At 57.6% G+C, this 14406-nt stretch carries 16 protein-coding genes, 1 other RNA gene and 1 pseudogene; 12 read left to right on the top strand and 6 right to left on the bottom strand.

Translation table 11 applies throughout. The features are described from left to right. Positions 1-24: 24 nt before the first annotated feature. From ACW81B_RS06200 to ACW81B_RS06185, 4 genes and pseudogenes are all read left to right on the top strand, one after another. A pseudogene (locus ACW81B_RS06200) lies at positions 25-1326 on the top strand (TrkH family potassium uptake protein). Positions 1327-1363: 37 nt separating this feature from the next. Beyond that, positions 1364-3148 (top strand): SulP family inorganic anion transporter, encoded by a 1785-nt coding sequence (locus tag ACW81B_RS06195; protein WP_491579345.1) that lies wholly within the window; start codon positions 1364-1366, stop codon positions 3146-3148. An 8-nt stretch (positions 3149-3156) separates the two neighbouring features. After that, positions 3157-3843, top strand: a complete 687-nt coding sequence (locus ACW81B_RS06190) for a response regulator transcription factor (protein ID WP_491579344.1) — start codon at positions 3157-3159, stop codon at positions 3841-3843. Beyond that, a complete protein-coding gene (locus ACW81B_RS06185; protein WP_491579343.1) occupies positions 3827-5086 on the top strand; it encodes a sensor histidine kinase in 1260 nt (419 codons plus the stop codon). The genes ACW81B_RS06190 and ACW81B_RS06185 overlap by 17 nt, the downstream gene beginning before the upstream one ends. 57 nt (positions 5087-5143) lie before the next feature. Here the strand turns inward: ACW81B_RS06185 and ACW81B_RS06180 are convergent, their stop codons facing one another. Then, complete coding sequence (locus ACW81B_RS06180) at positions 5144-5479, bottom strand: TusE/DsrC/DsvC family sulfur relay protein (protein ID WP_491579342.1); 336 nt, start codon at positions 5477-5479, stop codon at positions 5144-5146. A gap of 227 nt (positions 5480-5706) precedes the next feature. On the opposite strand from ACW81B_RS06180, the gene ffs reads away from it, so the two are divergent. The 6 genes from ffs (at position 5707) to ACW81B_RS06150 (ending at position 9446) form a co-directional block, all read left to right on the top strand. Then, positions 5707-5803: signal recognition particle sRNA small type (gene ffs / locus ACW81B_RS06175), an RNA gene on the top strand. 80 nt (positions 5804-5883) lie between these two features. Continuing rightward, complete coding sequence (gene dnaX, locus ACW81B_RS06170; RefSeq protein WP_491579341.1) at positions 5884-7515, top strand: DNA polymerase III subunit gamma/tau; 1632 nt, start codon at positions 5884-5886, stop codon at positions 7513-7515. Between the two features lie 29 nt (positions 7516-7544). Then, positions 7545-7868 carry a YbaB/EbfC family nucleoid-associated protein gene (locus ACW81B_RS06165; RefSeq protein WP_491579340.1) on the top strand — a complete coding sequence of 108 codons (324 nt, stop codon included), beginning with the start codon at positions 7545-7547 and terminating at the stop codon, positions 7866-7868. A gap of 5 nt (positions 7869-7873) precedes the next feature. Beyond that, on the top strand, positions 7874-8473 hold the full coding sequence (recR, locus tag ACW81B_RS06160; RefSeq protein ID WP_491579339.1) for a recombination mediator RecR: 600 nt from the start codon (positions 7874-7876) through the stop codon (positions 8471-8473). 183 nt (positions 8474-8656) lie between these two features. Continuing rightward, the gene (locus tag ACW81B_RS06155) at positions 8657-9028 is read left to right on the top strand and encodes a hypothetical protein (RefSeq protein WP_491579338.1); all 372 of its coding nucleotides are present in this window, start codon (positions 8657-8659) and stop codon (positions 9026-9028) included. A 73-nt stretch (positions 9029-9101) separates the two neighbouring features. Next, positions 9102-9446 (top strand): histidine triad nucleotide-binding protein, encoded by a 345-nt coding sequence (locus tag ACW81B_RS06150; RefSeq protein ID WP_491579337.1) that lies wholly within the window; start codon positions 9102-9104, stop codon positions 9444-9446. A gap of 12 nt (positions 9447-9458) precedes the next feature. Here ACW81B_RS06150 and rsgA read toward each other — a convergent pair whose 3' ends face one another. From rsgA to ACW81B_RS06130, 4 genes are read right to left on the bottom strand one after another with little or no spacing between them, the layout of a single operon-like run. Beyond that, complete coding sequence (gene rsgA / locus ACW81B_RS06145; RefSeq protein ID WP_491579336.1) at positions 9459-10400, bottom strand: small ribosomal subunit biogenesis GTPase RsgA; 942 nt, start codon at positions 10398-10400, stop codon at positions 9459-9461. Between the two features lie 8 nt (positions 10401-10408). Further along, a complete protein-coding gene (locus ACW81B_RS06140) occupies positions 10409-10744 on the bottom strand; it encodes a 4a-hydroxytetrahydrobiopterin dehydratase (RefSeq protein ID WP_491579335.1) in 336 nt (111 codons plus the stop codon). A 10-nt stretch (positions 10745-10754) separates the two neighbouring features. Next, a complete protein-coding gene (locus ACW81B_RS06135) occupies positions 10755-11027 on the bottom strand; it encodes a cytochrome c (protein ID WP_491579334.1) in 273 nt (90 codons plus the stop codon). Between the two features lie 16 nt (positions 11028-11043). Then, entirely contained in the window at positions 11044-12288 is a 1245-nt protein-coding gene (locus ACW81B_RS06130) for a M48 family metallopeptidase (RefSeq protein ID WP_491579333.1), read from the bottom strand. A gap of 82 nt (positions 12289-12370) precedes the next feature. On the opposite strand from ACW81B_RS06130, the gene orn reads away from it, so the two are divergent. Both orn and ACW81B_RS06120 read left to right on the top strand, forming a co-directional pair. Continuing rightward, on the top strand, positions 12371-12922 hold the full coding sequence (orn, locus tag ACW81B_RS06125) for an oligoribonuclease (protein WP_491579332.1): 552 nt from the start codon (positions 12371-12373) through the stop codon (positions 12920-12922). 76 nt (positions 12923-12998) lie between these two features. Further along, positions 12999-14294, top strand: coding sequence for an OmpP1/FadL family transporter (locus tag ACW81B_RS06120; RefSeq protein WP_491579331.1), 1296 nt, complete (start codon positions 12999-13001; stop codon positions 14292-14294). 26 nt (positions 14295-14320) lie between these two features. On the opposite strand, the gene ACW81B_RS06115 is transcribed toward ACW81B_RS06120, so the two are convergent. Then, positions 14321-14406 (bottom strand): VPLPA-CTERM sorting domain-containing protein (locus ACW81B_RS06115; RefSeq protein WP_491579346.1); only part of this gene is annotated, 86 nt, incomplete at its 5' end.

Here is a 14406-nt window from a genome sequence, read left to right as displayed (position 1 = left end):
CTGCTGGCAATTGCTGCTGCCGGGTTGTTGATTACGCTGCTGGCAGGCCGGTACAGCGCCGGCATCAATCTGCGGCGGCGTGACGGCTTTATTGTGGTGGTTTTCTTCTGGGTGGTGCTCAGTATGCTGGGTGCGATCCCGTTGATGCTCGGTACGCACCTGTCGTTCGTCGATGCGTTGTTTGAAGCGGTGTCAGGGTTTACCACCACGGGCGCGACAGTCATTGTCGGGCTGGACGGTTTGCCGCCCTCGGTGCTGTATTACCGACAGCAGTTGCAGTGGCTGGGTGGCATGGGGCTGGTGGTGCTGGCCATCGCCGTGCTGCCGATGCTTGGCATCGGTGGTGCACAGTTGTACCGGGCGGAAACACCGGGCCCGGGCAAGGACGAAAAGATCACGCCGCGACTGGTGCAGGGTGCCCGGGTGCTGTGGATGATCTATGTCGGCCTGACAGCGTTGTGTGCTCTGGCCTACTGGCTGGCCGGGATGCCGTTGTTTGACGCCGTGGCACACAGTTTTTCGACGGTGTCGACAGGCGGTTTTTCGACCCATGACGCCAGCCTGGGCTACTTCGACAGTGCGGCGATCGAACTGGTTGCTACACTGTTTATGTTGCTCGGCGGTATCAACTTTGCGGTGCATTATGTGGTGCTGAGGGAGCATAACCCGCTGCACTATTTTCGGGATACAGAAGTGCGCAGTTACTTTCTGATCATCCTGATATTGATGCTGGTGATTTTTTCGACACTGACCGTGACAGGTGTGTATCACAGTTTCGGTCATGCAGTGATGGATGCCGGTTTTGAAGTGGTATCGATCATTACCAGTGCCGGTTTTGGCGAGGCGGATTTTTCAACGTGGCCGCTGTTTCTGCCGCTGCTGCGGATTTGACCCCGTTTTATCGGTGGTTGCGGCGGTTCCACGGCGGGTGGCATCAAGGTATTGCGTATCGTCCTGCTGTTCAAGCAGGGGGTTCGCGAGGCAGTCAACCTGATGCATCCACACGCCATTAGGCCGATCAAGATTGGCGGCCGTGTGGTGAACAACCGCACCATTCAGTCGGTGTGGGGATTTTTTTCGGTGTATTTGTTTGTGTTTGCCATTCTGACGCTATCCATGATGGCGGCGGGACTGGACCAGGTCAGTGCATTTTCAGCGGTGGCCACCAGTATCAACAACCTCGGGCCGGGGTTGGGAGAGGTTGCCTATACCTTTTCCACGGTGAGTGACCCGGTCAAGCTGCTGGCCGTGGTTGCCATGCTGCTGGGGCGGCTGGAGATCTTCACCTTGCTGGTGTTGCTGAGTCCGAAGTTCTGGCTGGAATGACGAAATTGTTTTTGGCTTTGCTAAATCAGGAGAAGTAATGAATCAGCGGGTTATTTCTGACCGGTACAGGCGGTTTTTCCCTTTCCTTGTCTGGTGGCCGATGGTCAACAGGAACACACTTCGCACGGATTTCTTTGCCGGCCTGACCGGCGCCATCGTGGTACTGCCGCAGGGTGTGGCATTTGCGACCATCGCCGGTATGCCGCCGGAATATGGCCTGTATGCCGGCATGGTGCCGGCAATTGTTGCCGCACTGTTCGGGTCTTCATGGCACCTGGTGTCAGGGCCGACCACCGCCGCATCGATCGTGCTGTTTTCTTCACTCAGTGCGCTTGCCGAACCGGGCTCGGTTGACTATGTCATGCTGGCGCTGACGCTGACCTTTATGGTGGGGGTGATTGAAATAGCGCTGGGGCTGGCGCGCATGGGGGCGCTGGTCAACTTCATTTCACACTCGGTGATTGTTGGCTTCACCGCAGGTGCAGCGATACTGATTGCGGGAAAACAGCTGAAAAACTTCTTTGGTGTGCCCATCGAGCGGGGCGGCCACCTGAATGATGTGCTGGTGCAGTTCTGGCACCAGATACCCAATATCAACGGGTATGTCACGCTGGTTGCTGTTGTCACCCTGTTTTCGGGTATCCTGGTGAGGCGTTTCTGGCCCAGGCTGCCTTACCTGATTATTGCCATGGTGCTGGGCAGTCTGGTTGGCGTATGGCTGAACATGCATTTTGGTGTCGATGTCACCGGGATTACCACGGTGGGCGCCTTGCCGCGCGCGTTTCCACCACTGTCTTCACCGGACTTTTCGCTGGACACCATCCGCCATCTTGCGACGCCCGCACTGGCTGTGACGCTGCTGGCGCTGACAGAGGCGGTATCGATTGGTCGTTCACTGGGCGCTCGCAGCGGTCAGCGCATCGACGGTAACCAGGAGTTCATTGGTCAGGGTCTGTCAAACCTGGCGGGCAGCTTTTTCTCCGGTTATGTCTCCACCGGTTCATTTAACCGTAGCGGTCTGAATTTCCAGGCGGGTGCACGGACACCTCTGGCGGCGATGTTCGCCGGTCTTTTGCTGATGATTATTGTCGTACTGGTTGCACCGCTGGCAGCCTACCTTCCCAATGCAGCCATGGCCGGTATCCTGTTTATGGTGGCCTGGGGGCTTATCGATTTCCACGAGATCGGGCATATCATCAAGGCCAGCCGACGCGAGACCGGGATCATGGGCGTCACCTTCTTTGGCGCATTGTTCCTGGAACTGGAGCTGGCAATTTTTGCCGGTGTGCTGTTGTCGCTGGTGTTATACCTGATGCGGGTTTCAAGGCCACGCATCGTCACCCGGGTTCCGGATCCAAACCTTCCCAAGCGCAAGTTCAACACGGGCGACCACTTGCCGCAGTGTCCGCAGTTGCACATCCTGCGCATCGATGGCTCGATCTTCTTTGGTTCTGTCAGTCACGTCCAGGAAGCGTTTGCAGAGCTGGAAGAAAAACACCCGGAACAGAAACATCTTGCGATTGTTGCGCAGGGAATCAACTTTGTTGATGTTGCCGGTGGCGACGCGTTGGTTGAGGAAGCGAGAAAGCGCAAGGCGCGTGGTGGCGGGTTCTATCTCATCAAGGTAAAGAAGGGCCTCTGGGATTCACTGGAGTCCTGTGGTTGTCTGGATGAAATCGGTCCGAATAACGTGTTCCAGTCGAAATCTGCTGCATTGACCGGTATCTTCCAGAAACTGGATAAAGATATCTGCCGTACCTGCGACAAGCGTATCTTCCGTGAATGCGCGTCAGTTGAGCGGGCACCGGAACAGGAATCCTGACAGGTCACATGTATATACTGGTCATCGAAGACAACCCGGACCTGGTCGCGAACCTCTACGACTACCTGGAGCCGAAAGGTTACATACTGGATGCGGCCTACGATGCGCGCACCGGTTTGCAATTCGCCAGCGAAAAGAGCTTTGATGCCATTGTGCTCGACCTGACGCTGCCGGGACTCGATGGCCTGGAGTTATGCAGGCAACTGCGTGATTCCGGCAGCAACACGCCGGTTCTGATGCTGACCGCACGTGACACGCTGGATGCCAAGCTGGAGGGGTTTGCAGCCGGGGCCGACGACTACCTGGTCAAGCCGTTTGCCCTGCAGGAACTGGAAGCGCGGCTGCGGGCACTGATCCGTCGTGCGCGTTGCGATCACGAGCATGAGACGCTGAGTGTCGCTGACCTTGTTTTCGACCCGCAGACCCTGTCGGTGCAGCGTGCCGGACAGTCGATTACCCTGCCACCCATTCCGTTGAAGATTCTTGCGCTGCTGATTCGCCAGTCACCGCGCGTTGTCCCCCGGCGCGAGCTGGAACGGCGCATCTGGGGTAACGAACGGCCCGATAGCGATTCGTTGCGTACCCATCTGCATGTGCTACGCTCTGCTATCGACAAACCTTTCGAGACACACCTGCTGAGGACAGTACACGGTATGGGTTATCAACTCGCAGCACCGGATGAAGTTCAGGACTAGTCTTCGCTACCGCATTACTTTTTCCTTTGCGCTGATCGGCGGCATTGTCAGTTTCGCGCTGGCCACGGCGCTGTACTGGTTGACGATCAACATGGAAGAGCGGCTGATCGCTGAAACCCTGTCAGCCGAACTGGAAGACTTTATTGTGCGCTACCGGCAGGATCCCTCACTGCTGCCACCCTCCAGTACGCTGATGCAGATCCGTGTCATCGACAGGGAAAACCCGCAGCAGGATGAACGTGTCTTGCACAAGCTGGACGCCGGCTTACACCAGCTTGTCGTCAACGACAGAAGTTACTACGCCGAAGTACGTTCCGTTGGTGGGCAGCAATTTGTTGCTCTCTACGACGGTTCCCAGATACGTCAGCGCGAGATCCAGTACCAGGCCTTTCTGGTTGGATCTGTGCTTGTCATGACCCTGCTGTCTGCCGCGCTCGGGCTGTGGCTGGCAGGTCGTGTTGTGTCCCCGGTCAGTGAGCTCGGTCGCCGTGTGCACGGGCTGGAGCCGGAGGGCGATCCACGCGAGCTGGGCCGGGACTTCCCCCCTGATGAGGTCGGGTTTCTTGCCTCGGAGTTTGATGCCTATCAAAAGCGTCTGCGCGCCTTTATCGAACGTGAACAGAATTTCACCGCGGATGTCAGCCACGAGTTGCGCACACCGCTGGCTGTTATAGAAGGTGCTGCAGAGGTATTGCAGGAAGACCCGGGGCTCGATGAGGTGCAGCGAACCCGTATCCGGCGTATTGCGCGTGCCGCACACGAAATGACGGAAGTCACCGCTGCGTTACTTGAACTGGCGCGTGAGCAGCGCAAGGACCGGGTGCCCGGCAACTGTGATGTAGCGGCACTGCTGGAGGATGTTATCGATAGTCACCGTCATTTGCTGGAGCGAGGCCATGTGAGTGTCGAACTGGATATTGTGTCCCGCCGGCATCTCCCGGTTCAGTGCGCCCTGTTGCGCATTGTTCTGGCAAACCTGGTGCGTAATGCCTTTTCCTATACCCGCAAGGGACGGGTACAGATTACGCTGGACGACACGGGTATCTCGGTCATGGATACCGGCGAAGGTATCTCGCCTGAAGAAATCGATGAAGTGTTCAAACCCTTCTATAGCGCACAGGGCGGTGAAGGTATCGGCCTTTCACTGGTGCGGCGTATTTGCCGGAACTACGGCTGGGATGTCTCGCTCGACAGCAAGGTGGGGCAGGGTACCTGTTTTCGCCTGGGCTTCGGCGTTCGTTGAACCTGCCCCGCCCGGGCAAAAAAAGCCCCTTTATTAAAGGGGCTTTTACAGAACTGCCTAGCTGCATCCCTTGGGTCGCGGCAGGCCGGCAACCTTGTTGGCGCACTTGATGAGGCCCGTGGGGAACAATGAATAGATGTACTTCTGGTCACTGCGATCCTTGCCGTATTTCTTCTTCATCAGTTTGGAAAACTGGCGAGGCTCGCAAACGGTGCCGTTGTCGTGGAAATACTCACGCGCCAGGTTGATGATGTCCCAGTGTTCTTCCGTGAGTTCCGGAATTTTCTCGTTTTTGGCGATTTCTACAGCGAGTTCAGGACTCCATTCGTCCAGGTTCTCGAGCCACCCGGCTTCGCTGAGTTGAATCACTTTACCGTTTACTTCTGCTTGCATTGTTCAATGCTCCTTCCCGTTTTCATGTACTGCGCTGGTTTAATAGTTGACTAATTTTATCAGGTATTGTCAATAATTACTATTTGTTGAAATGCTTATACAAATGCAGGGATTATCCGGGCCGGCCGGGGGGTGAGAATGGCAGGTGCAAAATGCCGGGCAGTTGGTACAATGCCGCGTCCTCCGGCGATGTGCCGGCAATCAGGACAACGAGTTATGGTGATCTGTACCGGTCCCCTCGCGACAGTAAACTGTGAACCCGGTCAGGCCCGGAAGGGAGCAGCCGCAGCAGTGGACCTGGGCGCCGGGGTGTGGCTGGTACGGGTCGCCACCCATTCTTCCGTAATCTCCCGGTCCGGCTTCTGTATAATGGGCCGGGTTTCAGGATGCCTTTCGGATCTTCAATGAGTTATCAGGTTCTGGCACGCAAATGGCGGCCACGAAAGTTTGCCGGGATGGTGGGGCAGGAGCATGTACTGCGCGCGTTGATCAACGCGCTGGACAATGACCGCTTGCACCACGCCTACCTGTTCACCGGCACGCGCGGCGTGGGCAAGACCACGGTGGCGCGCATCTTTGCCAAATCTCTCAATTGCGAGTCAGGCGTCAGTGCCGAACCCTGTGGTGAATGTTCCGCCTGCGTGGAGATCGACGAGGGTCGCTTTGTTGACCTGATCGAGGTCGATGCTGCTTCACGGACCAGGGTCGAGGATACCCGTGAGCTGCTGGACAATGTGCAGTACGCGCCAACCCGTGGCCGCTACAAGGTCTACCTGATCGACGAGGTGCACATGCTCTCGGCACACAGTTTCAACGCGTTGCTGAAGACGCTGGAAGAGCCGCCGCCGCACGTGAAATTCCTGCTCGCTACCACTGACCCGCAAAAGCTGCCGGCCACGGTGTTGTCGCGCTGTCTGCAGTTCAACCTCAAGCGCCTGTCCATGCCGCTGATCAGCGGGCACCTGGAAACCCTGTTGAAGGCTGAATCCATTTCCGCCGAAACCCCGGCACTGAAATTGCTGGCGCGCGCTGCTGACGGCAGTATGCGTGATGCCCTCAGTCTGCTCGATCAGGCGATTGCGTTTGGTGATGGCGGGGTAAGCGAAGCCGATGTACGCAGCATGCTCGGCACCATCGAGCGCAGTCATGTGATCGATATCCTGCGTGCGCTGGCGGATGCAGATGCCCCGGCTTTGCTGGCCGTCGTCGATCAGCTGTCACAACAGGCGCCCGATTACGAAGGGCTGCTGGCGGAGTTGTTGACCGACCTGCAGCAGATTGCCATTGCCCAGGTGGCCGGCGATGCAGTCGATGCCAATATTGAAGCCCGCGATACGCTGCTGGAGCTGGCACAGCGGATGGACCCGGAAGACGTACAGCTGTATTACCAGATCGGGCTGGTCGGGCGGCGTGATTTACCCTTGTCACCCGATCCCCGCGGCGGCATGGAGATGATTCTGTTGCGCATGCTGGCATTTCGTCCGGTAACGGGTGAACAGACGCAGGCCTCAGTCCCTCCCGTGCAGGCGCGTAGCGTTGCGGGAACTGCTGCAACATCCGCGACGCGTACCACAGCGGCTGTTGATTCACCCGCTGTGACATCCGCATCGTCGGTAACCACGCCGGCTGCGGCGCAGCGAACCCGCCTGTCCGGGGACGCTGACTGGTCGGCGCTGGTCGAAGGTATGCAGCTGAAGGGCATGTTGCGGGAACTGGCCATGAATTGCGCGGTCCAGTTACGCGAAGACGGCCGGTGGAAGCTGACGCTGGGCCGTGAACACCAGCAGTTATTGAGCAAGACGCGTCAGCAGCAACTGGAGACCCGGCTTGGCGAGTGCCTGGGTAACAGCATCAAGCTGGATATTCAGCTCGATACTGTCAGTACTGACACGCCCGCACAGCGACGTCAGCGTGAGGCGGAGCAGCGCCAGGCCGGTGCCGTCGAGGCGATCACCTCGGACCCGAACGTCAAGGCTTTCCAGAAAAATTTTGGTGCAACCTTGCACGATGAAACCATTCGTCCCCGGGACAACTAGACACGACACATGATTGAGGAACGACAGCTATGAAAGGCGGACTCGGAAACCTGATGAAGCAGGCCCAGCAGATGCAGGCCAATGTCCAGAAGGCGCAGGAAGAGGTGGCGAAGATGGAAGCCACCGGTGAATCCGGCGGCGGACTGGTCAAGGTGACACTGACAGGGCGTCATGAAGCGCGCCGCGTGGAGATCGACGACAGTCTGATCGGCGATGACAAGGAGATGCTCGAAGACCTGATCGCTGCGGCCATCAATGATGCAGCGCACAAGGTCGATACCATGACCCAGGAACACATGGCAGGTATGACCGCCGGCCTCAATCTGCCTGCTGGCATGAAGCTGCCGTTCTGATCTGAATGGCGGTATCTCCCCTTATCCAGCAATTGATGGAGGCGTTGCGTTGTCTGCCCGGTGTGGGTAACAAGACAGCCCAGCGCATGGCGTACCACCTGCTCGAACGTGATCGCGAAGGTGGCAGGCAACTCGCGTTGATGTTGCAAAAAGCGATGGACGGCATCGGGCATTGTCGCGATTGCCGTACCCTGTGTGAATCCGGGGTTTGTGCACTGTGTGCCAGCCACAGCCGTGAAGACACGACCCTGTGTGTGGTCGAAAATCCTATGGATGTCGAGGCACTGGAACAGGCTACAGACTTTCGCGGTCGATACTTTGTACTCATGGGTCACCTCTCACCGCTCGATGGCATTGGGCCGGAAGAACTGGGGCTGGACACGCTTGCCGGGCGTTTTGCAAAAGGCGGGTTACAGGAAGTGATTCTGGCGACCAACCCGACAGTCGAAGGGGAAGCCACCGCGCAGTACATCAGCGAAATGGCCCGCGAGCAGGGCATACGCACCACCCGCATTGCACACGGTGTACCGATGGGTGGCGAGCTGGAATACATCGACAGCGGGACTTTGTCGCATGCCTTTTCCGGGCGTCGTGACCTGTCCTGATCCGGGCATGATATCTCCATTTAGAAAATGCCCGTAACCTGCTGTTATTAGATTAAATAGTATTTTCACGACAGACGTCATTCCGACAGTTTTCTGACAGCAGACCAATCCACAATATTGGTATAAACTTTGGTCAGTCAGCTGCCGATTGTGCAGGCTGGATACAGGGACAGGAAGCGACCTATGGACATCACCCGTTTGCCGACAGCGTCGTACGCGCGACCGGTGACAGGCCCGGCGAATGCAGGCGCGCGCGTGGATTCCACCCGCGTGGTCGAGTCTGTGGGCGCGGCGGGTGACAGTGATCGGGCCGGTCGTCGTAGTGAAAGTCCCGCACGTGTTGTCCAGGGCGAGTTACTCGACCGCCAACGCGATAGTTACCAGTCCACCCGCGCCTTTGTGAATGAACGCAACCTTGACCAGACCCGCCCTGCTGACCAGGACGGCGTGACCGCGCTCAAGTCCCGCTCCGCGTTATTTCAGTACGCCAACAACATCCGTCCGGAATCCCTTGCCGATCTGGCACAGGGTCGCAGCGTCAATTACTTTGTGTAGGTTTGCGTCCATGCGTTGATCGCCTCACGGGTGAGCGTTACGCTTGTACGAAAAACCGGGCGAGGAAATTCTCATGACAGACTGTCTGTTCTGCAAAATGGTTAGCGGCGAGGTCAAGCCGGATACGGTCTACGAAGACGACCATGTGCTGGCGTTTCGCGATATCAATCCGCAGGCGCCGACCCATGTGCTGGTGATCCCGAAGCAACATGTTGCAACCCTGAATGACCTGGATGACAGCAATGCGCATCTGGTGGGCAAGATGGTGATGGCAGCGGCCGTGGTAGCGAAACAGGAAGGTTTTGACCAGCAGGGTTACCGCACGGTAATGAACTGCAATGCCGACGGTGGCCAGACCGTATTCCATATCCACCTGCACCTGCTGGGCGGGCGGCCCATGCGCTGGCCGCCGGGCTGAACAGCGCTCGTATCAGTTGCCGGCCTTCAGGGTTTCGGCCAGGGCCCGGTAGTTTTCCAGTCGCTGCGGGTGAATATCGCCACTGCGCGCGGCCTCGGCTACAGCGCAGCCCGGTTCGCTGACATGCCGGCAGTTATGAAAGCGACACAGGCCCAGAAAGGGCGAGAACTCACGGAAACCGTGTGCCAGATCCTGCGGCGCGATGTTGACCAGTGTAAAGTCGCGCACACCCGGTGAGTCGATCAGGTCGCCGCCATCCGGCAGGTGGTAGAGCATGGCCACGGTAGTGGTATGCCGGCCAAGACCGGTGACTTGCGAGAGATTACCGACACGGATATCGAGATCGGGCAGCAGCGTTTTCACCAGTGACGATTTACCCACGCCGGACTGGCCTACCAGAATGCTGGTGTGTGTCTTCAATGCCGTATACAGATCCTTCATGCCATCTGTCGTTAGCGTACTGGTAAACAACAGGCTGTAACCGATATTACGGTACAGCGACAGGCGCTGCTCAAGTCGCTCGCGGCTTTCCACATCCAGTAAATCACTCTTGTTGACCACGATAGCGGGGGTGACGCCAAGTAACTCCGCGGCTGCCAGGTAGCGATCCAGCATGCCGTATTCAAAACTGGGCTTGCTGGCGATGACCACCACGATCTGGTCCATGTTGGCAGCTACCGGCCGTGGCCGGTTGTTGTGATCGGGGCGTACCAGTGTGCTTTTACGATCCAGAATGCGAGTGATAATGCCTTCGCGCGGGTTACTGCTGGTCCACAATACTCGATCGCCGCATACCGTACGCGGCAGGTTTTTGCGGGTGATACAGCGAATGATATCGCCCGATGCGGATTCCACCAGGCTGGCCTGCCCGTAGTGGGCAAGCACCAGACCGGGCTGGCCTTCTGCTTCGGGCTTTTTGGCGGGCGGGCGTGGCCTGGGGCGACGGTTGGCCAAGGACAGGATCAGTCGCCGCTGTTCAGCGCGTCGAGGCGCGCGGCACAGATAAAGTCATTTTCAGACAAGCCCCCCACCGAGTGGGTGCTGTAACGCACCACGCAGCGGTTGTAACCCACTTCAAGATCCGGGTGGTGATCTTCCCGGTGCGCGACCCAGGCCAGGGCATTGACGAAAGCGATAGTCTGGTAATAGTTGCTGAAGCGGAAACAGCGTTCTATCGTCAGGCCATCATCGCTCATGGACCAGTCAGTGTGAATCTGTGCCAACAGCTCACGGGCATCTTTGTTATCGAGCCGGCGGGTTTCGCGTTGACAGTGTTTTTCATCCAGTGACGGCGTCATGGTGAAATACCTATTTGAACTTGTAGAAGGTTTTGTCGAGGTATTCTATAACGTCGTCGGTGTCTTCCTTGAACCACTGCGCACCAACGTTCAACTCACAGCGGTTGACCTGTTTGGCCAGTGCCTCGCGGCTGGTGATAAAGTGGTCTGGTCGGGTATAGACACTGGTGTCGTGACATTGCATGCACTGTTTGTCGTGCAGCTTCTTGCCATTCCCGATATCTGCCCATGCCGTGTTGTGCGTTAATACCAGAATGAGCCCTGTCATCAGAACTGTTTTCATGATGTATCTTTCTCCCTTATCCTGTCTTGCCGGACAGGTGCGCGATACGTACCGGTGCCGGCGGATGTGAATCATAGAATGCCGAGTACAGTGGATCAGGTGTCAGCGTGCTGGCATTTTCCTTGTACATTTTTACCAGTGCATGAATCAGATCGCTGGCACTGGCCTGTTGTGCTGCATAGTCATCAGCCTCGAATTCGTGCTTGCGTGAGAACCACGATGACAGGGGCTGCAGAAAGATGGTGAAGACTGGCGATACCATCATGAATAACAAAAGTGCCAGCGCACTGGACTGGGTCTGTACGCCCAGCCCCGTATAGAACCACGGTTGCTGAATCAGCCAGCCCAGCAGCGCCAGCCCCGCCAGGCTCATCAGCATCATGGTGATAATACGCTTCTGCACATGCTTGCGTTTGAAATGCCCCAGCTCGTGGGCGAGTACGGCTTCGATTTCATCGGCATCCAGCGTTTCCAGCAGTGTATCGAAAAACACAATGCGCTTGTTCTGGCCCATGCCGGTGAAATAGGCATTGCCGTGACCGGAACGGCGCGAACCGTCCATCACGTAGATGCCCTTGCTTTTGAAACCGCAACGGTCGAGCAGCGACTGGATACGCTGTTGCAGCTTGTCGTCATCGAGCAGCGTGAACTTGTTGAACAGCGGCGCGATCACCGCCGGGTAGGCCCACAGCATCAGCAGGCTGAAGCCGGTCCACAGCAGCCACAGCCACAACCACCACAGGTTGCCGGATTCCTGCATCAGCCACAGTGCGGCCCATGCCAGCGGCACGCCCAGTACCAGCATCAGCAGGGTCTGCTTGAGCAGGTCGCCCAGCCAGGTGCCGAAGGTGGTCTTGTTGAAGCCGAAGCGTTCCTCCAGCACGAAGGTGTGATAGAGCGAGAAAGGCAGGTCCAGCAGTGCCATGATGACGAAGGCGCTGACCATCAGTGCAACACCGGTAGCAACGGGTGCCCAGCCAAAACCCTGCCACAGATCGCTGAGCCATTGCAGGCCGCCGCCCAGTGTCCAGCCGAGCAGCAGCAGGCTGCCCCACAGCAGTTCAAGGCGTCCGAGGCGGGTGTTGGCCAGTGTGTAGTCGGCGGCCTTCCGGTGGTCTTCGAGCGGGATCTTGTCGGCAAAGGCGTCCGGTACCTTGTCGCGGTTACGGCTGACGGCGCGTATCTGGCGTTGCGCCAGCCACAGTTTGATGCCCAGCGAAGCGGCGAGGGCGATCACAAAAATCCAGCTGAATGTATTCATGGGTCAGGGGTTCGTCTTAATTCGGGAATCGTTGAAGGTTAGCCTTTGCTACAATGCAGCACAACCTCAGGGAGTATCAGGAATGTCAGACAGAAAAACCAATCTTATCTGGATCGATCTGGAAATGACCGGGCTGGATACCTTTAATGACCGCATTATCGAAATCGCCACCATCGTGACCGATTCGCAGCTGGAAATCATCGCCGAGGGGCCGATGCTGGCCGTACACCAGCCGGATGAGGTTATGGCCGCCATGGACGAGTGGAATACCAGGCAGCACGGCAAGTCCGGTCTCACGCAGCGGGTCAGGGACAGCACCCTGAGCGTGCAGGATGTGGAACGCATGACACTTGAATTCCTGGCGCAGCACGTCGACAAGGGGGCCTCGCCGATGTGCGGCAACTCCATCTGCCAGGACCGTCGTTTCATGGCGCGGCTGATGCCGGAACTGGAGGCTTACTTCCATTACCGCAACCTGGATGTCAGCACCCTCAAGGAACTGGGCAAGCGCTGGGCGCCAGAGGTAACCGCCGGGTTCAAAAAAGATTCCTCGCACCTGGCGATGGACGATACCCGCGATTCAATCAATGAGCTCAAGTATTACCGGGAGCACCTGTTCCGAAAATTTGACTGATACGGCCCTGCACGATTGTCCAGACGAATCACCTGAAGTCTAAACAAAAATAAAGAACAACACGGCAGGAATTGTGATGACCAGAACACGAAACACCCTGTACCCCTTGTATGCAGCTTTCGTGGTTTCTTTACTTGCCCCATTGGAAACATCCGCCAGCAACGGTCTCAACCAGATTGGCTTCGGGCCGGAATCAGTCGGCATGGGGGGCGCAGACCTTGCGGTTGCGCGGGATACCTCGGCGCTGAATACCAACCCGGCCGGTCTCGGCCAGATTGCATCAGCCCGGCTGGATCTGGATCTTGCGGTTGCCGATACCGGCAGTATCAGGCACAGGGACGCGTTTGGAAACGATGTCAATAACACCAACAAATACCCGCGGCTGGGTAACTTTGCCTATGCCAGGCGTCTGAAGGGATATCCGTTTACGGTCGGTGTGGGGTTGTTTGCCCAGGGGGGAACGGGTAATGCGTATAACAACCTCAATACCGTTTTTGGAACGCGGGATGACCTGTCGATCCTGTTCCGCGTCGCGCGTATTACACCCGGTCTGGCCTGGCAGGTGAATGACAGGCTGTCTGTTGGTGTCAGCCTGGTGGGAACCTATGCCGATCTTGACCAGGAGGTATTTCCTGACACGTCGGTTTTTAACCCGGTCGATCCCGCCCGGTCATTCTTTGGCTTCAGGCTCAGTGATATGAATGACTTCAACGCCGGTATCAAACTGGGCCTGATGTACAAACCCAACGACTGGCTGACGTTGGGCGCTGCCTATAACAGCAAGGTCGATATCAACCTGGAAGGGCAGATGACGGTCGATTTCTCCGCTCTCGGTCTGGGCAAGGTGACTTACCGTGATGCCAAAGCGAAAAATATCGATCAGCCGCAGGAACTGGGTGTCGGCGCGGCGATCCAGGCAACCGACAAACTGCTGGTAGCCCTGGAGATCAACTGGATAGACTGGTCAGGGGCGGTAACCCGTGGCGTGATACAGGCGAGCAACCCGAACAACCCGGCGGCGCCGGCGAATTTTGGCAATTCCCTCGACTATAATTGGCGCGACCAGTATGTGCTCGCCGTAGGGGCGGCCTATGACTGGAATGCGCGGACTGTGTTGCGCGCCGGTTATAATTACGGCCGTAACCCGATTCCTGACAGGAACCTCAGTCCCCTGCTCAATACGATCGACAGGCACCATCTTACAGCCGGATTCGGGTACCGTCCGGCTGCCGCCTGGCGTGTCGACGGTGCGCTGGAGTGGAGTGTCCGTGCTGATCAGACCTATACCAACCCCGAACTCCCGTTTGGCCCGGACGCAAGGGCGAGCGGGGAAATACTCGCCTTGCATGTCAGGTTGAGCCGGGTCTGGTAGTGGCCTGAGTTAATTGCTGTGCACTGTTACGCGGCTTTCCTGCGTCTGGCCATGCCGATAAGACCGATCAGGCCGCTGCCAAACAGCCAGGCGGCGGCGGGTACCGGTACTG

It is taken from the genome of Thiogranum sp. (genome assembly GCF_058323355.1).
This window is presented reverse-complemented; position numbering and strand designations above follow the sequence as displayed.

Coding starts and splice junctions, on each gene's coding strand:
- ACW81B_RS06140 (WP_491579335.1), bottom strand. CDS start 10,744: ATGACGCCGTCACTGGATGAAAAACACTGTCAACGCGAAACCCGCCGG.
- ACW81B_RS06180 (WP_491579342.1), bottom strand. CDS start 5,479: ATGCAAGCAGAAGTAAACGGTAAAGTGATTCAACTCAGCGAAGCCGGG.
- recR (WP_491579339.1), top strand. CDS start 7,874: ATGGCGGTATCTCCCCTTATCCAGCAATTGATGGAGGCGTTGCGTTGT.
- ACW81B_RS06130 (WP_491579333.1), bottom strand. CDS start 12,288: ATGAATACATTCAGCTGGATTTTTGTGATCGCCCTCGCCGCTTCGCTG.
- ACW81B_RS06155 (WP_491579338.1), top strand. CDS start 8,657: ATGGACATCACCCGTTTGCCGACAGCGTCGTACGCGCGACCGGTGACA.
- ACW81B_RS06195 (WP_491579345.1), top strand. CDS start 1,364: ATGAATCAGCGGGTTATTTCTGACCGGTACAGGCGGTTTTTCCCTTTC.
- dnaX (WP_491579341.1), top strand. CDS start 5,884: ATGAGTTATCAGGTTCTGGCACGCAAATGGCGGCCACGAAAGTTTGCC.
- ACW81B_RS06135 (WP_491579334.1), bottom strand. CDS start 11,027: ATGAAAACAGTTCTGATGACAGGGCTCATTCTGGTATTAACGCACAAC.
- ACW81B_RS06190 (WP_491579344.1), top strand. CDS start 3,157: ATGTATATACTGGTCATCGAAGACAACCCGGACCTGGTCGCGAACCTC.
- orn (WP_491579332.1), top strand. CDS start 12,371: ATGTCAGACAGAAAAACCAATCTTATCTGGATCGATCTGGAAATGACC.
- ACW81B_RS06150 (WP_491579337.1), top strand. CDS start 9,102: ATGACAGACTGTCTGTTCTGCAAAATGGTTAGCGGCGAGGTCAAGCCG.
- ACW81B_RS06165 (WP_491579340.1), top strand. CDS start 7,545: ATGAAAGGCGGACTCGGAAACCTGATGAAGCAGGCCCAGCAGATGCAG.
- ACW81B_RS06185 (WP_491579343.1), top strand. CDS start 3,827: ATGAAGTTCAGGACTAGTCTTCGCTACCGCATTACTTTTTCCTTTGCG.
- ACW81B_RS06120 (WP_491579331.1), top strand. CDS start 12,999: ATGACCAGAACACGAAACACCCTGTACCCCTTGTATGCAGCTTTCGTG.